At 71.0% G+C, this 22,175-nt stretch carries 15 protein-coding genes; 5 read left to right on the forward strand and 10 right to left on the reverse strand.

Annotation, left to right across the window (positions count from 1 at the left end):
* Positions 1 to 30: 30 nt before the first annotated feature.
* Complete coding sequence (locus tag ACA514_RS00400) at positions 31 to 4,725, reverse strand: DUF6603 domain-containing protein (protein ID WP_375038913.1); 4,695 nt, start codon at positions 4,723 to 4,725, stop codon at positions 31 to 33.
* Between the two features lies 1 nt (position 4,726).
* Positions 4,727 to 7,399, reverse strand: a complete 2,673-nt coding sequence (locus tag ACA514_RS00405) for a hypothetical protein (protein WP_375038914.1) — start codon at positions 7,397 to 7,399, stop codon at positions 4,727 to 4,729.
* Between the two features lie 217 nt (positions 7,400 to 7,616).
* Here ACA514_RS00405 and ACA514_RS00410 point away from each other — a divergent pair, with 217 nt between their 5' ends.
* From ACA514_RS00410 to ACA514_RS00420, 3 genes are all read left to right on the forward strand, one after another.
* Entirely contained in the window at positions 7,617 to 7,808 is a 192-nt protein-coding gene (locus ACA514_RS00410; protein WP_375038915.1) for a hypothetical protein, read from the forward strand.
* Between the two features lie 436 nt (positions 7,809 to 8,244).
* Positions 8,245 to 9,558 carry a DUF6236 family protein gene (locus ACA514_RS00415; protein ID WP_375038916.1) on the forward strand — a complete coding sequence of 438 codons (1,314 nt, stop codon included), beginning with the start codon at positions 8,245 to 8,247 and terminating at the stop codon, positions 9,556 to 9,558.
* A gap of 70 nt (positions 9,559 to 9,628) precedes the next feature.
* Positions 9,629 to 13,561, forward strand: coding sequence for a trypsin-like peptidase domain-containing protein (locus tag ACA514_RS00420; protein ID WP_375038917.1), 3,933 nt, complete (start codon positions 9,629 to 9,631; stop codon positions 13,559 to 13,561).
* A gap of 36 nt (positions 13,562 to 13,597) precedes the next feature.
* Here the strand turns inward: ACA514_RS00420 and ACA514_RS00425 are convergent, their stop codons facing one another.
* Both ACA514_RS00425 and ACA514_RS00430 read right to left on the reverse strand, forming a co-directional pair.
* The gene (locus ACA514_RS00425; protein ID WP_375038918.1) at positions 13,598 to 13,972 is read right to left on the reverse strand and encodes a CU044_2847 family protein; all 375 of its coding nucleotides are present in this window, start codon (positions 13,970 to 13,972) and stop codon (positions 13,598 to 13,600) included.
* A 187-nt stretch (positions 13,973 to 14,159) separates the two neighbouring features.
* The gene (locus ACA514_RS00430) at positions 14,160 to 14,717 is read right to left on the reverse strand and encodes a dihydrofolate reductase family protein (protein WP_375038919.1); all 558 of its coding nucleotides are present in this window, start codon (positions 14,715 to 14,717) and stop codon (positions 14,160 to 14,162) included.
* Between the two features lie 103 nt (positions 14,718 to 14,820).
* On the opposite strand from ACA514_RS00430, the gene ACA514_RS00435 reads away from it, so the two are divergent.
* Positions 14,821 to 15,570, forward strand: a complete 750-nt coding sequence (locus ACA514_RS00435; protein WP_375038920.1) for a TetR/AcrR family transcriptional regulator — start codon at positions 14,821 to 14,823, stop codon at positions 15,568 to 15,570.
* Between the two features lie 201 nt (positions 15,571 to 15,771).
* Here the strand turns inward: ACA514_RS00435 and ACA514_RS00440 are convergent, their stop codons facing one another.
* The 5 genes from ACA514_RS00440 to ACA514_RS00460 form a co-directional block, all read right to left on the reverse strand.
* Positions 15,772 to 16,026, reverse strand: a complete 255-nt coding sequence (locus tag ACA514_RS00440) for a hypothetical protein (protein ID WP_375038921.1) — start codon at positions 16,024 to 16,026, stop codon at positions 15,772 to 15,774.
* Positions 15,995 to 16,591: an LLM class flavin-dependent oxidoreductase gene (locus ACA514_RS00445; RefSeq protein ID WP_375038922.1), complete on the reverse strand. Its 597-nt coding sequence runs from the start codon at positions 16,589 to 16,591 to the stop codon at positions 15,995 to 15,997. The genes ACA514_RS00440 and ACA514_RS00445 overlap by 32 nt, the downstream gene beginning before the upstream one ends.
* A 134-nt stretch (positions 16,592 to 16,725) precedes the next feature.
* Positions 16,726 to 17,571: an enoyl-CoA hydratase/isomerase family protein gene (locus ACA514_RS00450; protein ID WP_375038923.1), complete on the reverse strand. Its 846-nt coding sequence runs from the start codon at positions 17,569 to 17,571 to the stop codon at positions 16,726 to 16,728.
* Complete coding sequence (locus tag ACA514_RS00455) at positions 17,568 to 19,166, reverse strand: AMP-binding protein (protein ID WP_375038924.1); 1,599 nt, start codon at positions 19,164 to 19,166, stop codon at positions 17,568 to 17,570. The genes ACA514_RS00450 and ACA514_RS00455 overlap by 4 nt, the downstream gene beginning before the upstream one ends.
* A gap of 60 nt (positions 19,167 to 19,226) precedes the next feature.
* Positions 19,227 to 20,381 (reverse strand): CaiB/BaiF CoA transferase family protein, encoded by a 1,155-nt coding sequence (locus tag ACA514_RS00460; RefSeq protein WP_375038925.1) that lies wholly within the window; start codon positions 20,379 to 20,381, stop codon positions 19,227 to 19,229.
* Between the two features lie 284 nt (positions 20,382 to 20,665).
* Between ACA514_RS00460 and ACA514_RS00465 the strand changes: the two genes are divergently transcribed.
* Positions 20,666 to 21,190, forward strand: a complete 525-nt coding sequence (locus ACA514_RS00465; RefSeq protein ID WP_375038926.1) for a PaaI family thioesterase — start codon at positions 20,666 to 20,668, stop codon at positions 21,188 to 21,190.
* A gap of 313 nt (positions 21,191 to 21,503) precedes the next feature.
* Here ACA514_RS00465 and ACA514_RS00470 read toward each other — a convergent pair whose 3' ends face one another.
* A complete protein-coding gene (locus ACA514_RS00470; RefSeq protein ID WP_375038927.1) occupies positions 21,504 to 22,166 on the reverse strand; it encodes a TetR/AcrR family transcriptional regulator in 663 nt (220 codons plus the stop codon).
* Positions 22,167 to 22,175: the final 9 nt, after the last annotated feature.

Raw genomic sequence — 22,175 nt, forward strand, 5'->3', positions numbered from 1 at the left:
AGCCCTTCGTCCGAAATGGGGTGTGCCGGGTCATGGGATGAGGACCTCCGCGGTGGCGGCCGGCAGGGTGGTGCCCGGGCCGGGCGCGGCCGGTCCGGCGGCGGCCACGCCGCCGGCGGCCAGCACCCGCAGGTCGGAGAGCTGCACCGCGCCGAGCGACCAGCGTCCGGTGGTGAGCGCGCCGGTCGGGGTCCAGGTCCCGGCGTCCGGGTCGTAGACCAGGACGCTCCGGTGGCCGGAGGCGAACGCGGGACCGCCCGTGCCGCCGATGAGCAGCACGGCACCGGAACCGAGGAGGAGGCAGCGGTGCCGGCTCCGGCCGCCGCCGGGCAGCGGCGCCGCCGCGGCCCAGGTGCCGGCCGCCGGGTCGAACAGTTCGGCGGACGCGAGGCTGTGCGGGCTGAAGGTGCCGTCGGCGGCGGCCACCGGGTCCCCGCCGGTGACCAGGACCCGGCCGTCGGCCAGGACCGTCGCCTGGTGGCCCTTGCGGCCGGCGGCCAGGTCGCCGGTCGCCGACCAGGCGCCGGTGACCGGGTCGTAGATCTCGCAGCGGGCCAGCGCCCGGTCGCCGCCGTCCCCGGTGGGCACGACGCCGCCGGCGACCAGCACCCGGCCGCCCGGTACCGGCACGGCACGGTGCCCGGACCTGGCGTCAATCATCGGGAGCGCGGCCGTCCAGGTGCGGGTCGCGGGGTCGAACAGCTCGGCCGAGGCCAGCGCCCCGGCGCCGTGCGCGCCGCCGGTCACCAGCACGCGGCCGTCCGGCAGGACGGTCGCCGAGTGCGCGGCGCGGGCGGCGCGCATGGCGGCCGGCACGGCGGTCCAGGTCCCGGCGGCCGGGTCGTAGATCTCGGCCGAGGCCAGCGCCGTCCCGCCGGCGGTCGTGCCGCCCGCGGCCAGGACGCGGCCGTCGTTCAGCAGGGTCGTGGTGTGGCGGCTGCGCGGGGCGGTCATCGGGCCGGTGGCCGCCCAGGCGTTGCCGGTCGGGTCGAACAGGGACGCGGTGGCCAGGGCGGTCCCGGTGCCGTCGGCGCCCCCGGCGACCAGCACCTTGCCGGTGGCGAGCGGGACCGCGTCCACGCCCTCGGCGGCGGCGGGCATCGCGCCCGCGTCCGACCAGGTGCCGGACGGGGCCGGCGAGGCCGCCGCCTCCGACTCGGCGATGACGTGCAGCCGGCCGGCCAGCGCCGGGTCGGCGTCCACCCACTGGGCGAGGGCGTCGGCGGCGGTCGTGCGGCTGCGGAAGCTCGTCGGGGTGCTCAGCGAGCCGGGCGGGAACGCCTGCAGGTTGCTGCGGACGTAGGCGACGACGTAGCGCTGGTCGACCACCCGTACCGTGTCGGCGGTGGCGAACGGCTGCCGCAGCAGCGCCTCCCGCCGCGACAGCGGGGAGCGGGCGGTGCTGCCGCCGCGCAGCAGCTCGCCGAACACGGCCGGGTTGACGTTGTGGAACCGCTTGGGCGGCGCCGCCGTGACCTTCGCGGGCCGGACGGCCGTGGCGGTCCCCGCGGCGGCCGTCCGAGCGGCGGCGGCGCCGCTGTCGACGATGTGCAGCTCGTAGCGGGTGCTGCGGCGGACCACGCGGGGCGAGGCCAGTGTCCCTGCGGCGGCGGCCAGTTCGATCCCGGCGTCCTGCGTCTCGTAGGACGGGCGGGACAGCTTGGCGGCGTCGTCCATGGTCTGGAACTGCGCCATCGCGAACCGGTCGCCGGTGACCGACGCCCGGCTCAGCCCGCTGCCCTGTCCCGGCGCGACGCTGAACCGGCGGCCGTCGGCCGCCTTCTGCGCCCCGATCCGGTCCACCCTGACGTCCAGCGGCAGCGCGCGCTGCCGGACCACCAGCGTGCCGAGCGGGTGCAGGACCGGGTCGCCGGCCGGGGGCAGCGGCCGCAGGTTGACCAGCGGCTTCGTGCCGGCCGCCGGGGGCAGCGTCACCCAGCTCTCGATCTTGTGCAGCTCGGCGGCCAGCAGCGGCAGGACGTCGACCGGGGGCAGCGTGGTCACCCGCGACTCGCCCCAGGTGATGTCGAAGTCCGCCGAGATCTCGAAGAACAGGAAGCCGATCGAGCCGCGGCCGTGCGCCCGCCAGGGCGCCGGGCCCTCCAGCCTGAACCGCAGGTCGATGCCGAACAGGCCCACGCCGAACGCCTTCAGCGACACTCCGGCGGAGATGTCGATCACGAAGGCGAAGGGCGAGAAGTGGAACAGCGCGTCGAAGGCGAGGTGCCCCTCGATGCGGAAGTCGGAGAAGCTCAGCCGCAGCTCGGCCCGCGCACCGAACTGGACGGTGTTGCCGGTCAGCGCGAAGTAGCCGGACACCCTGATCAGCCGGCCCGGCTGGTTGAGGATGTCCACCGACAGCCGCTCGGGCACCGGGAAGGGCAGCGGCGGCGGCCGGTAGGCCGGGTGGAAGCCGCCGACCGTCAGCACCAGGTCGGGGTTGTCGCCCCAGGCCACCAGCAGGCCCATGCCGCCGTCGATCGTCATCGTCAGGATGCGCGAGTCGAACAGCTTGGCGAAGAACCACAGCCGCGATCTGTCGGCCTCCAGCGCGCCGACGAAGTCCACCTGGAGCACCAGGAGCTGGAGCTCCTCGGTCGGCAGCGCCGCCCGCAGGACGCCGAGGACCGCGATGTCGCCGGGGATCTCGATGATGACGCCGAGCGAGACGCTGACCAGGGTGGGCGTGCCCCAGCCGATCTTGGCCATCGGGCCGATGAGGAAGGTGCCCTGCTCCTGCGGGAAGAAGCGGGCCAGGTCGCTGAGGATGCGCGGCGCGTTGGCCACGATGTCCTTGGGGAAGGCGACCGACTCGATGGCGCCGGTGCGCACCCCCTCGACCAGCGCCTTCAGGTCCATGCCGCGGTTCAGGCCGATCAGCCCGCCGACCTCCAGCAGCCGGAAGCCGTAGCCGAGCTGGATGCCGTCGCCGAAGTCGGCCGACAGCACCACCAGCAGCGAGAACCCGGCGTCCCCGGTGGTGATCAGGCCGATGCCCTTGAGCGCGAGGAGGCCCGCGAACTCCAGCTCGACCGCGCCCGCGTACTGGCCCTGGGCGGGGTCGAACGCCAGGAATCCGCCGCCGCTGACCACCCCGGTGTCCACCGAGAGGCCGACGCCGCCGGGGGGTTTGAACCGCACCGCCACGTCGACCGGGCCGAGGTTGCCGTCGTGGTCCGGCCTGCCGGTGAAGGTCGCGGTGAGGCCGATCCGGTCCACCACGGCGGTGACCGGGCCGAGCGCGATCGTGAAGGACGCGCCCAGGTCGACCGGCACGCCGGCGCCGGACGGGCGGGCGGCGATGGTGAGGCCCTGGATCTCCAGAGGGCCGATCCGTTCGCGGACCGGTAGCTGGATCTCCAGGTTCGAGGTGCCGCGGAAGTAGAAGCCGGACCGGTGCGAGACGCCCACGGCCAGGTCGGCGCCGAACCGCACCCCGTCGGCGGGCAGGATCGCCGCGATGAAGCCGTCGGCGTCGTCGGGCTTGAGCACGAACTCCAGCCCGTGGACGTCCAGCTCGGCGAACACGTCGACGTCGTCCCCGGCCAGCCGGACGCCGCCGGTGGCGCCGATCGCCTTGAACTGGAGCCGGGTGCCGTCCGGGCTGCCGAACACCAGCGTCGGCTGGTCGCCGTCGTCGACGGTCCGCTCGGCGACGACCTCGATGGTGCCGGTGTCGTGCACCGGCACGCCGGCGGACTCGAAGCCGAGGATCATGTCGATGCCGCGTCCCGGCCTGGCCACCAGGCCGACGCCGCCCTGGAGGTCCAGGTCGGAGCGCACGGTCAGGGTGAGGTCGGGCGTCAGCGCCATCGAGGCGCCCAGCTCGCCGGCGAACTCGGGCAGCAGCGCCAGCCCGGGCGGCGAGCCGTCCGGGCCCGCCGGGACCGGCAGCAGCCTGACCACCGCGGTCGTCCTGGCGTCGTCGCCGACGGCCCGGTCGAACGCGATGACGCTCGTCACGTCGGCCGGCGGGACGGTGGTGTCGGCGTCCGGGCCCTGGATCGCCGCCACGGCCGAGGTCGAGACCTGCCCGAGGCGGACGTCGAAGCCCAGCGTCATGAGCAGGTCGTCGAGCACCGCCGTCAGCGCGCCGGTGTCGAGGTCGGGGGTGCCCCAGCCGAAGGCGTTCCGCAGCACCACCGACGGGTCGGCCAGCGCCTGGGAGGCGCGCGCCGGTTCGAGGGCGAGGAGCGTGTACGCCGGACGGTTGCCCTGAGCCGGCGCGAAGGCGGCGGTGGAGACGCCGAGCGCGCGCAAGGCGAAGGCGATCCGGGGATGGAAGCGCCGCAGGTAGGTGATGACCAGGTGGTCCAGGAGCTGCGGCGGGAACTTCGCCGCGAACCCGTCGGCCGCCAGGGCCGGCGGGATCGCCGAGGCGGGAGCGTTCGCGATCGCGCGGACGGCCGTGACCAGGCCCTGGACCGCCGCCAGCACCCGGGCCGCGTCGTCGGCGGACGCACCGGCCGCCGGGGCGGCCCCCGGGTCGCCGACCGTGCCGCCCTCGTTGACGCCGCCGTCGCCGAGCACCCGGCGCAGCGCGTCGTGCAGCGTGTCGACGCTGGTGCCGAGGGCCGTCAGCGGCGCCGGGACGGTGTCGGTGGCCCAGCCCAGCTCGCGCAGGAGGCCGATGGCGGCGGCCGGGGTGGCCAGCGCGTCGCGCAGCGGCAGCAGCGCCTGCCCGACCTCGGCGAGGACCGTCTCGAACGTGCCGAATCGCGTCATGTCAGAGCTCCGGGTAGAACGAGTCGCTCAGCAGGGCGTGCTGGCCGGGGTCGACGAGGTTGACGATCAGCCATTTGCACAGGTAGCAGAAGGCGGCGTGCTCCATGACGTCGCCGACGGTCTTCGGAGTGCGCATCTTGCAGGCGCCCGAGGCCCGGTAGACGCCGCGCGAGAAGTGCCCGCCGCCCTCGAAGATCCCGACCAGCCGGAAGGAGTTCAGCAGGGGCCGCCGGAACGGCCCGGGCGCCGGGACGTCGTCCCCGGGGTTGGGCACCCGGATCTCGGTGTCGGCGTTCAGCGGCAGCCGGACGTGCGGGCCGTCCGGCGGCAGGGTGAGGTAGTGCTCCACGTCCCGCGGGACGATGGGGACCACGACTCCGGACGCGTCCTTCTTCGGGACGTAGACGGCCGACCCCGCGGGGAAGGGCACCGCGGCCGGCGGCGGCGACCCGAGAAGGCTGAGGACGAAGGTGCCGGTCGCCTGGTCGACCACGGAGGCGATCCGCAGGTTGGCCAGGACGTGGTCGTTCCCGTCGAGCAGCGGGAGCTGTCCCTTCCTCTTGGTGGGCTCGAACCTGCGCAGGACCACCTCGTCCTTGTCCTGGAACACCTTGACCCAGCGGTCGAAGCCCTTCGGGCCCACCGACACCTGGAGCCCGGCCGCCACGTTCGACGACGCCGCCTGGAGCCGTCCGGACACCGTCGCCCGCGGCAGCCCGAACCACTTGACCTTGTTGATGTCGAGATGCCGGTCGGGCGCCGGGGAGACGCGGAGGAAACCGATCGTGGAGAGGTTGTCGAAGCCGATGTCGACCGCCGCGGTGGCGATGAACGGGTCGGCGTCGCCGCCGTTCTCCTCGTACTCGTCGCCCAGGTTGAACGTGTGCCCGAACTCGTGCACCGTCCTGCTGACGAAGCGGTCGGACTTGAAGGCGGCGGTGAGGTCCTTGTCGGTGCGCCGGTACACGTTCGGGTTCGTGTGCGGCTTGCGCGGATAGTCGGAGGCGACCCGGAACTCGTCGGCCAGGGTCGAGGCCGTCAGGGTGGTGTTGTTGATGTTCTCGCCGCCCGCGACATCGTCGTAGCAGATGATCGCGACCAAGCCGCGGCTCCGCTTGAAGGCGGTGTCGTCGGGCACCCAGACCTTGCCGACGGCGGGGTGCGGCACGAGGGAGTACGCCAGGTTCCCCGCGTAGTTCAGGACGGCGTTGCCGGGGCAGGTGAGGTCGGAGGGGGCGAACAGCTCCGGCGGATGCCGGCGCGGGTCGAGCCGCAGCGACTGGCGGACATCGATCTTGTAGAAGTCGTAGACCCGGCCGATGAACGCGGTGAGCTGGTCCGACGGGGTGTCGGCGGCGGGCCGGGGGGCGCCCAGGGACGTCAGCGGGCGGACCCTGCTGCCGTCGGCGAGCCGGTCGCCGACGTACAGGCCGAACATCGTGTCGGCCGCCTGGAGGATGCCGGCCGCCTGGTGGGCCTTCCACACCTCGACCGAGTCGGCGTCCAGGGCGTTGACGTCGAAGCCGCCGGGCAGGCTTTGCCCGGCCCAGATGGCGGGCAGGTTCGGCCGGTTCTCGCCCCGTTTGGGCAGGCCGACCCGCTCGACCAGGGCGTTCAGGCCCATCGCGCCCGGGCCGTCGAGCGGGAACGGGAACGGGATCTGGAGCCCCTTCAGGTCCCGTTTCCCCTGCGCCGGGCCCGTGTTGTCGGTCACCCGGTTGCCGCAGGTGATCATCCGCTGCTGCGAGGGCGTGAACGCCTTGAAGACGTTGAACCGGCCGGACAGCATGTGGAAGGGCTCGTGCCGGGGCCGGTCGAACATCTGGGCCTTCGCGGCGGCCACCGCCCGGTCGAACAGCGGCTTGTCGGCGGCGGTGAAGCCCTCGGCCAGGAAGACGATGTTGAACATGTCCTCGAAGCCCGCCGCGTCCACCTTGCCGACCGGCTCCAGGTCGTTGCGGACCCTGGTGTAGTCGAAGACGCGCACCGGCAGGACCGGGGGCTGGGTCGGGTTCGGCACGCCGGCGACGGCGCCGGTGACCTGGACCGTCTCGCCCGCGACGGTCTCGGTCACCCCGCGCAGCCGCCCCCAGGGCATGACCACGACCTTCGGGCTGGGCGAGGTGAGCGTGACGTAGCTGTGCCCGGTGATGTCGCCGACCAGGTCGCACCCCGTCCCGGGGTCCTCGCTGAACTGGGCGTAGACCGACGGCTGCGCGTGCCCGAACTTCCCGTCCACCGCCGTCGTGATGGAGTCGATCCCGAACCACCAGTCGACGAGCGCGGAGTGCACCTGGAGCCGACCGACAAGCGAGCCGATCTTGCCGATGCTCGGGTGGACCTTGTCCTCCACCCGGACCTGGAACAGGTACACGCCCGGCTTGGCGGCCTGGACGGACCCGTTCACGACCGTCGGCAGGTCGTCGAACCGGTGCCCGGTCGGGTTGTGCGGCGCGATGAACTCGAACGTGCAGTTCTGGAGCTGTTCCACCAGCGTGAAGACGTTCGCGGTGACCTTCTCGAGCTGCCGCAGGACCACGTCCACTTGGAGCGGCACGTTGACCACCGCGTGCATGTCCAGGTGCGGGAACATCAGCAGGTCGACGTGCGGCGGGTCCACGGGATCCGGCGCATCGGCGGCGGCCCTCGGATCGCCGGACACGGGCTCTTCCATCGGCCGGGCTCCCAACTGCGAGGCGACTGACCACAAGCCTCGCCGCCCCCGTCGACAACCCGTCGACAACCCATCGACAGTCCGGGCGGAGCCCGTGTCCGCACCGCCGAAGTCCCACCTGCCGCTGCCCAGGGGCGATGCCTCCGCGGGAAACCCGGTCGAGGTGGTCGGAACGGACCCGACGACCGCAGTGCCGAGCTGAGACGGCAGCACCACGGTGGCCGACCTGGCGCCCCACAGGATGCGCCGGGTCCGGTACGGCTTCAGCGCACTCGGGCTGGACGGCGGGCTGATCGCGGGGCAGAAGGACTCCTGGCGATGCGTCTTCGACGAAGCCCGAACCGTCCTGTGCCACCAGACCGACAGCGGGCTCGTCGCATTGGACGCCGGAACGCTCGGCACCTTGTGACGGCTGCCGTCCGAGGGGCGCCTCTCACCGGAGCTCACCGCGTTCTGGCACGGCGCGGTCTACCGCTGACAGGCGTAGCGCTCAGTAGTCACCCCCCTCGTACTGCCCGCCGCCATGGCCAGCCCTGGACCAACCGCTCGCGCCTCTGCGCTAGGCGTCAATGCCCGCCAAAGATCATCAACCACAGCCACGAGCAGCGGGTTCCGTAGATACCCGGGTGACGCGCAGAGTCGTCTTTCCGGCGAGTGGACGATTCCCGATGTCCCGGTCGCTTGCCCCTCCCCATCCCGTGCGGAACTCTGGGCCGAGATGGCCGAGGAAGCAACAGTACGGCGACGGAACCTTCCCAGCTGACGAGCGTGGGAGAAAAGGAGGACGCAGGCCGATTGCGGGGCGCAGGTCCTCAAGGAGCAGCCAAGTCGACGGGAGCATCGGTGTGAGCGAATGGTTCGGTCTTCACTACCGGCATGTGCACGTCTGGGATGAACGCTGGTTGAAGCTGACCGCCCTGTACTGGGAGCGAGTTTACCGCTTCGACTCCGCACAGAATCCATCTGACGACCCTCCAGGCATCAGCCGTACCGAAGCCGTCCTGTCCGCGGACGGATTCCTCAAGGCCACAACCCCGCGCAAAGACGATTTCGAATGGGCGGCCGACCAATTCCTCTCGGCGGTCGAAGATGTAGACCTTTCGGCGTACCGGCTCTCCTCCCACCAGGTCCCCGAACAACCGGCATGGACTCGCGACCGCGACCTGGCCGACGAACTGCCCGACTGGTACGGCTTCAACCCCGCGCCACAGGACCTTTTCACGCCTCTCGCTGCAGAGGAGCGCGCCGCCGGGCAACGACGCCAAGCCGTCCAAGTAGCGGATCCCCGCAGCCTGTCTCGATGGAAGATGACGCTGTATTTCATCCGTCGTCTAGAGCAGATGGGACTTGCTGAACCGGCTTCCCACGGCCGGTTGCTGATGCACTCAACCCTTGTGCACGCCTATCTGCTGCTGCTCGGGACTCATACGGCGCCTCGCCACGGCGCCGTACCGCTGGCCCGTGCCACCTTCGATCACGCCGTCACGGGGCTGGCGGCACGACGCCTGGTCGCCGGAGTCCTGGGCGATCCCATGCCGCAAGCACGGGCCGATGAGCGTACCGCCCTCCTGATCAATCTGGCGGTGAGCGCGGTCCTGCCGCGCAACATCGACCACATCAGCGCAGAACAGATCATCGACTTCCGCGACCGGTACGCCGGCGAGCGCGCTCGATTCCGCGATGCTGCTGAGGCGATGGTCGACGAGGCGGCCCACCTGGAGGACATCACCGATCCCGATGTGCTGCTCGATCATCTGCAAGCGCGCTACGACACCCGAATCCGGCCCGCACTCGAGGACCTGGAGCGGGCTATGCGCGGGCAGCGGTTCCAGACGGCCTGGGGTGCGATCAACCTTCAAGCCGCCGCACCACCGGCGGTGTCGACCGCGCTGCTGCTGGCCACCCATCCCTCCCCGGCACAGACCGCCACCGTCGGTCTAGGCAGTTTCGCCGTCGGCGTGTGGGCCGCAGCAGTGCAACAGCGACACCAGCGCGAACAGGCACTCACAAGCGCTCCGATGGCGTATCTGCACCGGCTCCACACCGGACTCACCCCGCAGGGGCTCCTGCAACGGGCGCACCATGCGGCGCGGCACCTGGCACCCCGCCGCCTTCCCCCACATGGCCACGCCCGGCCGCATCAGCCGCCCGACCAATAACCTTGTCTTTCCAACCTCTGGCCGGAGGTGCACTTGTTCGAGGATGTGCATGGCCCCTCATAACGAGAGCGTGTTCCCCCCGAGCAGCCCGTGGGCGGCCATGGTCCGCGCCGGTGCCGATGATGCCGACACGTGGCGGGGCACGGCGATACTGATCAGTGAGACGCATCTGCTGACGTGCGATCATGTGGCCACCGGCGACGACCTCTGGGTCGAGTTCCCCCTGGCCGAGCACAATGACGAACGCCGTATCAAGGTGGCCCACGTCGAGCGTGCCCCCCGGCACGACCTCGCGCTGCTCACACTGGGGGAACCAGCGAGAGTTCCCGCCGCTCCCTTGCGGCACACCGCACCGGACGGTCTCCTGGACCGCGCCTGGTCGGCCTTCGGGTTCCCTCTAGGGGAACCGCATGGCAACGACGCCCACGGCACCGTCGGAGGCAGCGTGCTCGGGCGCGGATTCGTCCGGCTCGACGCCCATCCCGGCTCTCGCAACGTGCTGAGGAAAGGGTTCAGCGGAAGCGGCGTCTGGTCTCCCGACTACCAGGCCGTCGTGGCGGTCGTGGTCCTCGAACACCAGGGGGACGGCAAGGCGATCACCATTCACCGGGCGGTCTCCTGCTTCCCGGACGCGGGCATCGACAGGATCAGCTCGTGGAGTCCGGCGGACGCCGACGGATCGGCGCGGTCCGCCTGGAGCCTGTCGCCGGACCCGAACCAGGCGCTGCGCTGGGACCCGAAGGCCAGGGGAGTGCTGATCGGCAGTGAGCCCGGCCACCGGTTCCACGGCCGCCGCGCGGCGCTGACGCGGATCGTGGACTGGATGAACCGCGCGTCTCCCGACTATCGCGTGCTCGTGGTCACGGGCGCGCCCGGGGCGGGGAAATCGGCCGTCCTGGGCCGGATCGTGACGACCGCGGACCCCTCGCTCCACCGGCGGCTGCCGCCGGACGACACCGCCGTCAGGGCCCGTCCCGGCTCGGTGCACTGCGCCGTCCACGCCAAGGGCAAGACCGCGCTCGAGGTGGCCGCCGAGATCGCCCGCGCGGCCTCGCTCCCGCTCCCCGCGCGGATCGGCGACCTGCCACCGGCTTTGCGGGACGCACTCGGCACACGGTCCGGTCCCTTCTGCGTCGTCATCGACGCCCTCGACGAGGCGAGCACGCCGGTCCAGGCTCGAGCGATCGCCACGGAGCTCGTGCTGCCGCTCGCGCAGACCTGCGCGGACGTGGGCGTCCGGATGATCGTCGGCACCCGGAAGCACGACGATGCCGGCGACCTGCTCCCTCTGTTCGGTCTCGCCGGGCTGGAGGTCGATCTCGACGACCCCCGCTTCTTCGCCGCCGACGACCTGATCGCCTACGCGTTGGCGACGCTGGAGCTGCGCGGCATGGAGCGTCCCGGAAACCCGTACGCCGACCGGCCGGTCGCCGCCGCGCTGGCGGCGCGGATCGCCGCATTGGCGGGCCGCAATTTCCTGGTCGCCGGACTCGTCGCCCGCAGTCACGGACTGTACGACCATGTACCGGCCGACCCGGAGACACTGACGTTCTCGAACAGGGTGAACAACGCCCTGCACGAATTCCTGCGCCGAGTCCCGCCCGTCGAGGGCGTCCCGGCCGCCGACATCCTCACCGCACTGGCCTTCGCCCAGGCGCCGGGCCTCCCGGTACCGCTGTGGTGCGCGGCGGTACGCGTTCTCACCGGGACGACGCTCAGCGAGCGGCAGTTGGAGCGGTTCGCGCGCTCATCTGCGGCCAACTTCCTCGTCCGGTCCGCCGATGACACATTTCAGCTCTTCCACCAGTCGCTCAACGACACCCTTCTGGAGGACCGCGCCCGGATCACCGGCCGCGCGAACGACCACCGAGCCATGGCCGCAGCCTTCCAGGACCATGGTGCGAGCGTCGGCTGGGACAACGCCCCCGAGTACCTGCTGCGCTCACTGTCGGTGCACGCAGCCGCCGGAGGTGTCCTGGACGCGCTCCTCGACGACGTCGGCTATCTGCTCCACGCGGACCTGGAGCGTCTACTCGCGGTCGGGAATGCGGCGCGGAACCGGCGCGACCGGATCCAGTTGCTGCGCCTCACACCGCACGCCCTCGGAGCGGGCCCTGCCGAGCGCCTCTCCGCGTTCGGGCTGACCGAGTGCATGGAGCGGAGCCTCGGACGCGACTTCTCCATGGCCGCACGATCTCGGCGAGCGCCGTACCGCGCGGCATGGGCCGTCTCCCGCGTCAGGACGGAACTCGCCGCCTACACCGAGCACACGAACCCGGTCCATGCCATGTGCACGCTCCGCGAGCCCGGTGATCGCACGCTTCTGGTCTCCGCCAGCGGGAGCATCCATGGCCGGGACGCCGCACTGCGGATCTGGGACCCCGCGACCTCAACGGCTCAGCACACCATCACCTTCACCACAGAGCACATCTCCGCGATCTGTGAGCTGCCCGGACCCGAGGGGCGATCCCTTCTGGCCATCTCCACCGCGGCCGGCTGGGCCGCCGAATCGGGCACGCTGCGGATCTGGGATCCGGACACCGCCACCACGGCTCGCACCATCGCCCTCGACCAGGGCTTCGCCGAGATGTGCGGAGTCTCCAGGCCAGGGGAACGACCGGCCCTGGCGACGATCGCGAAGGGGCGTGTCTCCATCTGGTGCCCCGAGACCGGCACGACCGTCCGCTCGCTGGACCACGCCGGGTGGGCGACGGCTCTGTGCGCCTGGACGCTGCCCGATGGACGCGTCCGCCTGGCCACCGCGGAGCATCCGTCCGGCCCCATCCGGAACAGCACGGTGCGGATCTGGGATCCGGAGACGGGCACCGAAGTCCAGACCCTGCGGGATCCGCAGGGGGCCGCCTCGGTGTGCGGCTGGACGCAGCCGGATGGCCGCACCTTGCTCGCCACCGCCAACGCACGGGAGGAGGTGCGGATCTGGGACCTCGCCACCGCCGAGATCGTTCGCGTCATCACCACCCCGAGCTGGCCGAAAACGATCACTGCGTACACCGGTCCCGAAGGCGACACCCTGCTGGCCGTCGGCGGCAACGACCGGACGGTGCGAATCTGGAGCCCCGAGGCGACCGCTCGTGCCGACGCCGACCCTGGGAGGGTCGCGGCCGTCTGCGCTCTGGACGAGCCGGGCACGCCGCCCCTCCTCGTCACGGCGGACCATTACGGCGCCGTGCGCATGTGGGATCTCGGCACCGGATCCCCTATGCGCACGCTGGCCGATACCGGCGAATGGACCAGCACGCCCGTCGCATGCGCGCTCCCCCGAGCGGGGGCCGGCACGCTGCTGGCCACGGCGGACAACGGCCACTCAGTGACCGTATGGGACCCCGCTGCGGCGACCCCGATCCGTGAGCTCGGCCACCCCGCTCGCGTACGCCGTGCCTGGGCCGCGCCGTGGCCCGGCGGCCGGACAATGCTGATCACGGACGCCGAGGACCGCGTGGTGCGGATCTGGGACCCGGATACGGGCACGGTGCTCCATTCACTGGCGAGTGAACCGCACTACGTGCTCGCGGCCTGCGCGGTGCCCGCACCCGGTCGTCCCTTGATCGCCGTCTCGTGTACCGACGGTTCGGTCATGCTGTGGGACACCGCGGAACGAACGGTCACCAGGGCGTTCACCGATCGCGCGTACGTGTTCACGATGTGCCCGGTGCCGTTGCGCGACGGGCGCGTCCTGCTGGCCACGACCGGCAACGACCACGTCCTGCGTGTCAGGGACCCGCGCCGGCCGGACGAACCGATCGTCACCATGAAACACACCGACCTGTTGAACGCGCTCTGCACCGTCCCGGGTCCGGACGGCGACCCTTTCCTCGTCACCGGCGGGCAGAACAACACGGTCCAGATCTGGGATCTCAGCGGTCGCAAGCTGATGGCCATTCCCGTGCTGCGCGAAGTGCTCGCGATGGCCGCGATTCCCTCGGGTCTGGCCATCGGCCTGGACCACGGCGTCCTGGCGGTCGATCTGTCCATGGACGCATGACAGACCACAAGGTGCGCTCTCCGGCAGTGGTACTGCTCAGGACGCGCCAGTGTCCTGAGCCTCGCCCTCCGGAGGCTCTTCGGCGGGAGCCTCCTCGACCGGCGCCACCGGCGCGGGCGCCCCGGGACGCCAGACGAGCTTGATCTCGAAGTTGGCGTCCGTGGCCGCCTGGGCGACCATCCAGTTCGTCTTGCCGGTGACCTTGACGCCGAACTTCACCTCGACCTCGTCCGGCGCGGCCTCCTTCAGTTGCTCCAGAACGACGCGAGCCGCCCCCACCACGGGCTCGACCGCGTCCCGTACATGCCCCGCGACCTCACTGACTCCCGCCGGCCGGAACCCGGCCTGTGGGACGGTCTCGAACTCCACCTGCGTCCCGTCGTCCAGCTGGTACCGCACCACCTCGGCCATCCGCCCCTCCTAGCGTCTCGGCGCACGTCACGTCCCACAGACGCTGCCACGTCCACGACGGTTCAGCCCATTTGCATCGTGCGCGGGGCGTCGCGGTTCCAGCGGATCTCGATGTCGAGAAGCAGCCGTGTCCCTTGGGGCCTCTTCCCTCCTCAAGAGACACCGCCGCCCCAGAGGCGCGATGGGCTCAGCGGCGCACGCGGTAACGGATATGGGTGGCCTCCGGAGTGTCGATCACCTGAACGATCTCCAGTTCGATCTCCGACGGCAGGACGTCGAACAGCCGGCGGCCGGCGCCCAGCAGCACCGGGATGTGATGGATCTGCACCTCATCCAGCACTCCGGCCTCAAGTGCCTGCCGCACCGTGGACGCGCCGCCACGCACCTGGACGTCCCGGTCCCCTGCCGCGGCCTTCGCCTGTGCCATCGCGCTTTCAATTCCGTCGCTCACATAGGTCACCAGCGGATAGCCCCAACGAGCGGCCGGGCTGGGCGGCCGGTGACTGGGGACGAAGATCGGGGCGCCGTCGTGATCGCCGCCCCAGTGGTCCATGAGTTCGGCGGTCCGCCGTCCTGCCAGGATCGCACCGGCCGCCTTCCATTCGCCCTGGAACTGCTGGACCGGCCCGGTCTCCGAGTCCGCCCACTTGTGCAGCCGCTCGCCGTCCTCGCCACCGAGATAGTCGTTGGGATCGGCGATGTACCCGTCGAGGGACATCGACATGTCGAGCACTGATCTGGACATAGCCCGCTCCCTGTCTGCGACGGCGCGGCCCCTCAGCCGCACCCTGCTCCCCAGCTCGAAGACTAACTGCGTCCTTTGGACACTGTGTACTGTAGAGACAGTTATGGCGGATGACAAGCGGGAGGCTGCGATGCCAGTGAACGAGGATCCCAAGGCACTGGCCGAACTGTTGTGGGGCCTGCGCAAGCCGCGCACCAGAGGCCCCAGGCCCGCCTTCGACCTCGCCCAACTAGCCGACACCGCCGTCAAGGTCGCCGATGCCGAGGGGCTGGAGGCGGTCTCCATGCATCGGGTCGCCGCCGAGCTCGGCCTCACCAAAATGGCCCTGTACCGCTATGTCAACGGCAAGACCGAACTGGTGGCCATCATGATCGAGGCGGCGGTCGGCACACCCCCCGACCTGAGCGGGGCGACCGGCTGGCGGGCCAAGCTGGAAGAGTACGCTCGCCGGCTGTCCGCCACCTGGCGACGCCATCCCTGGCTGCCGTCGATCACCGTGGGCGACCGCGTCATGGGCCCACGTGAGACCGGATGGTCCGAACGAGCCCTCAGCGCTCTGGCCGACACCCCCCTGACCGAACGCGAACGGCTGGACGCGGTCATGCTGGTGTCCCACCACATCCGCGCCTCCCACCCGGCCGCCACCATTCAAGGCACGCAGACCTGGACGAACGGCAGCGCCGCCCCCATCATGCGCGACCTGCTGCTCCTCAACGCCGACCTTTTCCCGCTACTGGCCACCACCGTGGCCACCCCCTCGGCCACCACCACCCGGGAGTTCGGCCTACACGCCCTCCTCGAAGGTCTCGAACACACCATCACCCAACGCACCCGCGACAACGGCGACGAATGAGTGCAAGTGTGCGGCTCCAGACCACGGCCGCCCACCATCACCCCCTAGGCAGGGGCCTTTCGGGCTCCCCGAGGGACAGGCGGGAGCAGGAGCGTCCTACCGGCCCCCAAGGCCCGCGAGCGGCGGCGTCGACGCGTGAACGGCTCAACGTCTACGGCTCGGGGAGCTCGTTGGGGCATTCCGTGGGCGCCGACCGTGGGCTCACAGATGTGAGGTGCGCGACGCCTCCGCGAACCGGTCGGCCAACTCACTGAGCATCGTGCGAGCCGCTTCGTACTCCGTGGGGACGCGGAGCAGCGTGCGAAAGTCGGTGACGCCGCTCGCGGCGAGCCGGGGCACTTCTGCGAACATGGTCGCGTAATCAACGCCCCCTTCCAGCAGGAAGGCATTGACCAGCGGATATGCGACCTGGAGGTCGCTCAGGTCACCGCCCTCGGCCCTGACGAGTTCGCGCATGTCCGCGACGGCGTCGGCGAACGCGGCAGGCGTGGTGCCCCAGGGAACCCAGCCGGTGCCGTAGCGCGTGAGTCGGCGGGCCACGGCACGCTTCGAGCGTCTGGTCGAGGAGCCGTCCGCACCGGGCGAAGTCGACGCCGGCGGCACGGTACTCGGCTTGCTGCCACCCGACGCCGACCCCCAGCTCGAAGCGTCCGGCGGACAGGACGTCGATGGTCGCGGCGGTCTTGGCCAGCACGACGGCCGGGCGCAGTGGCGCTACGAGGACATTGGTGGCCAGCCTGACCCGGCTGGTGACGGCGGCCATGGCCGTGAGGACGGTGAGGGCCTCCAGCCAGTCGCCGTCCGGGCCGGTGGGCTGGCGGCCGCCGGCCACCCCGCCCCGGCTCGGATCGGCATAGGACCCCAGGTCACGACCGAACGCCACGTGGTCGCTCACGAAGACCCGGTCGATCCCGGCCGCGTCAGCGGCCCGGGCCTGGTCGAGCAGGTGTCGCCAGTCGCCCGGCGGGGCCGGAGCGAAGTTGCGCAGCCCGACCGTGAGCTCGACCTTGCCGGATTCCACAGGTTGCCTGCCTCGTCGTCGGCCGAACAGGTCGCCTGCCGCGGACGGTCATCGACCCCGTCGGCTACCGGAAGCGGGGCGTCCACCGAGCTGAGGCGAGCGCGGAGGGCTCATCGAATTCCTGACCGCGCGGGCTACCGCTTCACCCTGGCGGCGAGCCGGTCCAAGGCGGCTCGCGTGTCCGGGTGGTCGAAGAGCATCGACTGGGCGGAGTGCTCCGCGCGCAACTGATCGACGAGGTCGCCGCGCATGGACCTGCGCAGCAGCCGCTTGCTCGACTGGACGCCGAGGGGCGGCATCGAGGAGATCCGCTGCGCGAGTTCCATCACCCGGTCGAGGAGCCGGTCGTCGGGAACCGCCTCGGCGACGAGGCCGAGGTCCTTCGCCTCGTCGGCCCCGACCAGCCGGCCGGTGAAGAGCAGGTCCGCCGCCGCCACCGCGCCGACGACGCGGGGCAGCAGGTGGCTGATGCCGAGTTCGGCGGTGAGCCCGAGCGGCGCGAACCCGGCGCCCAGCCGGGCGGACTCCCCCGCGACCAGGATGTCGTGCAGGAGCGCGATGCCGAACCCGCCGCCCACGGCGGACCCGTTGATCGCGGCGATCGTCGGCTTCTCCAACTCCCACATCCGCAGCGTCCAACGCCCGGCGTTGCCGAGATCGTCCAGGCTCCTGCCGTGCGGAGACAGCGGCGGGAGCCCCTTCTCGCCACCGACGGCGTCGCCGGCGAGCAGTTCACGCGCCGGCGGTAGCGTCCCGGTGCCCAGGTCGGCGGCGTCCGCGCCGACCGAGAACGTGGGGCCGGTGCCCGTGGTGACGACGACGTGGACGGTGTCGTCGGCCGCCGCCTGGTCGAACGCCGCCAAGAGGTCGCGCAGCATGGTCCCGCCGATGGCGTTGTGCCGATGCGGCCGGTTGAGGCGCACAAGGAGCACCCCTCCATGGCGCTCGGTGAGGACGTCCGACTCGGTGCCCTCTCTCATGCGCTGTCCTCCTCGGCCGCGGCGAGGCCTCGTCGTTCGAGATCCCACATCGTTTCGGTGACTCCCTCATCGCACAGGACGTGCTTCATCACACGGCTCAGCGCGTTGACGGGAAGCTCATCACGGAGGTCCACATAGCGGGGGATCGCGAAGTAGGCGACCTTGTCCTTCAGGAACTCGCAGAACTCCCCGGGTTCCAGGGTCGCCCCGGCCGCGAGCACGATGCTCGCCTTGATGTCGTCGTCGCCGAACGGCCCAGGGACCGAGGACACGGCGACGTCTTCGACCGCCGGGTGCGTCCGGATGAGGTTCTCCAGAGCCAGGGCGGAGACGTTCTCACCGCGCCGCCGCAGCATGTCCTTCTTGCGGTCGACGAACGTGACGAAGCCATCGGCGTCCAACCGCCCGAAGTCACCGGTGTGGTGCCACAGGCTGCTCCAGGTGGCCAGCGTGATGTCCGGCTTCCCCCAGTACCCGCTGTACATCGCGTTCGGAACTCTGGGCCGGACGACGATCTCGCCCGCCTCCCCCAGGGGCAATTGGTTGTCCGCGCCGTCCACGATCGCGACCTCGAGCAGAGGCGAGACCAGACCCGACGTCCCGCGTGCGCGCATCCCGTCGGGCGCGCTGACGGTGATGGGCACGCACTCGGTCTGCCCGTAGCCCTCGGAGATGACCGGGGTGGCGAAGCGCTCCTCGAATCGCCGCTGCTCCTCCTCCCCCATCGGCACCCAGACGGCCAGCCGGAAGGGATGAGCACCGTCCGCCTCGTTCGGCGGCTGCGCCAGCAGCAGGTTTCCCATCACCCCCACGCCCACGAGCGTGGTCGCACCGTCTGCGGCGGCGTCGGCGATGAAGGTCGAGGCGTGGAACTCCGGCGCGATGCTGATCGACGCGCCGTTCACCAAGGCCGTCATGAAGGCGACCATCTGCCCGCTGGTGTGGAACATCGGGAAGCCCGTGTACATACGGTCCCCGGGGACGCACCATCGGCGAGCGCCGTAGGCGCGGCCGACCGACACGTAGTAGCCGCTGGACAGCATGCAGCCCTTGGCCGCCGCAGTGGTCCCCGACGTGTACATGATCGACATCAGGTCGCCCGGCTCGGAGGCGGGCTCGAAAGAGCGCCGCTCGCCCAGCAGGTCCGCGTAAGCGATCGTGTTGGCGGGAGCCGGCCCCTCCACCACGACGGTGTGCGTAATCGCGGTGTTCGGCAGGAGACCTCTGGCCGTCGCGTACCCCGGGCCGTCGGTGACGAGCACGCACGCCCCGCAGTCGCCGAGCTGGTATTCGAGGAACGCGCCCTTGAGCCAGTAGTTCAGCGGGGCCTGCACCGCGCCCAGCTTCGCGACCGCGAGCAGGATCTCGACCGTCTCGATCCGGTTCGGCAGCAGCGTGGCGATGATCGCGCCCCGGCCCACGCCCAGGGACGCCAGTCCGGCCGCGAGGCGGTCGGCACGCGCGTCGAGCTGGGCGAACGTGAGCCAATCGGAGCCGCACTTGACGAACTCGGCGTCAGGTTCGCGGGCGAGGCGCTCGCGGAAGACCTCGTAGACCGTCGCTCCCGTCGCGACGGCACCTGCTGGAGGCGCCATCCTCACTCCTCGCTCCTCGTTCGGGTCATCACATCGGTCGCGGCAGGCTCGGGGTGGCGTTCAGGCGATGTCCCCGGCCGTTCTCAACCGGGCGATCTCGGCGACGTCGAGGCCGAACTCGCCAAGGACCTCGTCGGTGTGCTCCCCGCACCTCGGAGGTGGGCCGCCGATCGCCGCAGGCGTCCGCCCGAAGCGCGGGGCCGGGCTCGGCTGGGTGACTCCGAAACTCTCGACGAAGGTTCCGCGTTCCGCGTTGTGCGGATGCTCGGGCGCCTCCCAGGGCGACAGGACGGGGGCGAAACAGCCCTCCGCGTCGGCGAGAAGGGCGGTCCACTCGTCGCGGGTGCGGGTGCGGAACACGGCGGCGAGCTCCTCCCGAAGAATCGGCCAGGATGCCTCGTCCCCCTGAATCCCCAGGTCGATCTCCAGACCGAGGCGCGTGACCAGGTTGCGGAAGAACTTCGACTCGATCGATCCGATCGAGACCCATTTGCCGTCCGCGGTCTCATACGTCTCGTAGAACGGCGCCCCGGTGTCGAGCAGGTTCCGGCCGCGCTCGGCACTCCACTGGCCCGCGGCGCGCATGCCGTACATGAAGCTGTTCAACAGCGCCGCCCCGTCGACCATCGCCGCGTCGATCACCTGCCCGCGTCCTGAGGACGCGCGCTCGGCGAGCGCCGCGCAGATGCCGACCGCCAGAAGCATGCCTCCCCCGCCGAAGTCGCCGACGTAGTTCAGCGGCGGGACCGGCGCGTCGCCGTCACGGCCGATCGGCCACAGCACCCCGGCCAGGGAGATGTAGTTGATGTCGTGGCCGGCATGCGACGCCCATGGGCCGTCCTGACCCCAGCCGGTCACCCGGCCGTAGATGAGTCGCGGGTTCCGCGCCAGGCAGGCGTCCGGTCCCAGGCCGAGGCGTTCCATGACACCGGGCCGGTAGCCCTCGATGAGCACATCGGCATGCTCGACCATGCGCAGGACCAGGTCCGCGCCGGCCGGCCGCTTCAGGTCCACCGCCACCGAGCGGCGGCCGCGGGAGAGGACGTCGGCGGACGCGTCGACGCCGTTCCCCGCGTCGGCCGTGCCGACGCGGTCGACGCGGATCACCTCGGCCCCGAAGTCGCTCAGCATCATCGCGCAGAACGGGCCCGGGCCCATCGCCTGGATCTCGAGCACCCGGACGCCCGCCAGCGGCCCCGTGGCCTGCTCCGTCATCGACGCACTCCATCCAGATAAACCAACCATCAGGTTGATTAGACCAAAGGGATCGGGCTGGTGACAATACCCTGACCCCAGTCCTCCTGCGGCTTATATCAACTATAGAGTTGGCTTGCTAGGGTTGGTTCCGTCCGCTGGGGCGGCATCGAACAGGAGCATGGATGGCCGAGAGCCGAAGACCGCGACCGCACGTCGCGATTCCCTTGAACGGGTACTGGGCGGAATGGAGCGCACGCGCAGCGCGGCACGCCGCCCCGGGGTGGGCCGCCCTGGTGCGAGAGATGGCCGATCTCCAGGACGCGTTCGCCGCCTCCTCACCGCCCCAGATGGCTGTGGCGGAGGTGCGCACGCTGCTGGAGCGGGCGCGTGCGGTACTGGCCCAGCACGAGGTCGGCGACGACGACCAGCTGTTCGGGCGGTCGCTGCCGGAACCCGACCGGGGGCAGACCTTCAGTCCTCCGATACGCCTCACCAGCATCACCGAGCGCAGGCTGACCGGGGAGACCGTATTCGGCCGCTTTCATTCCGGCAGCAACTCCGCCGCGCACGGCGGAGGCATCGCACTGCTGTTCGACGACCTGTTCGGCCGTCTCGTCAGCATCGGGGACACGCCTCCGGCCCGGACGGCGAACCTGTCGGTGGACTACCGCAGCGCGACGCCGCTCGACGAGCCGCTCACCGTCGAGGCGCGCGTTGCGGAGGTCCATGGGCGCAAGCTGTACCTGGCGGGGACGCTGCGGCAGGGCGACCTGCTGTGCGCCGAGGCGACCGCCCTGTTCCTCACCCTCCGCCTCCAGCAGATCTGACGGCCGGCGTCTGCAAGGCACGGGCGTAGATTCACGGACAGCGGCCCTCGGACGTCGCCGGAGGAGCCTTCTGCTCCGCGTCGTCGAACCATGTGATCTCGCGTTTCCCGGTCCGCGCTTCTCCCGCGGTCGCCGGATCGGCCTCCCCGTACGCGCCCGTCAGACCGGGCACCTTCCGCACAGGTAACCAACCATTCGATCGGGATTCCGTTTCAGTACCCCGATGACAGGCCTCAAGGCCGACCCGCCTCCGCGATCGAAGGACCGGCATTACCCGCCGCCCTACGGCCGGCGGGCGCTCAGCCGACCGCGATCAGTTCCGCCGGCCGCCGGTGCCGGCATCCGAGCGGCGCGCCGATCGCTGCGGCGAGGGCGCGACGGTCTCGGCGGGCGGCACGGCGATGATGCCGTTCATGATGAAATCGGTCAGCTCCTGAACCAGTGTGACCTGGGCTTTTCCGGACGCGACCCGGAACCAGACCGGAACGTAGGCCAGAATGCCGACGATGGACGACATGATCATGGCGACGTCGACGGGGCGGAACTCTCCGGACCGCACGCCGGCGGTCAGCAACTGCTTGGTGAAGTGCTCGTAGCGGCGGACGCGGCGCCGCAGGTCCGCGGCCTGCTCGGGCGGAAGGTGCTTCTCCACCCAGGGCAGTTCCTGGAAGAACACCACGACCTCGTCATGCTTGCCGGACACGTGGTCGACCTGGAGTCGCACCAGTTCACGCGTCCTCTCGGTGATCGTGCCCTCGGCCGGCACCCGTTCGAGGAACTCGAGCGTCGCGTCGACCTGCTTGGACAGCAACTCATAGAGGATCGCGCTTTTGCCCGGGTAATAGTGGTAGAGCGTCCCCTTGTTGAGCCCCACCTCGTCGGCGATCAGGTCCATCGTGGCCGAGGCGTAGCCGTACTCGCGGAAGAGCCGCGCCGCGGTGGCGCACACTTCGGATCGGCGGGACGGTCGTGGCAAGGGAGTCCT

It is taken from the genome of Actinomadura sp. NTSP31 (genome assembly GCF_041951385.1).
Lineage (GTDB): Bacteria > Actinomycetota > Actinomycetes > Streptosporangiales > Streptosporangiaceae > Spirillospora > Spirillospora napierensis.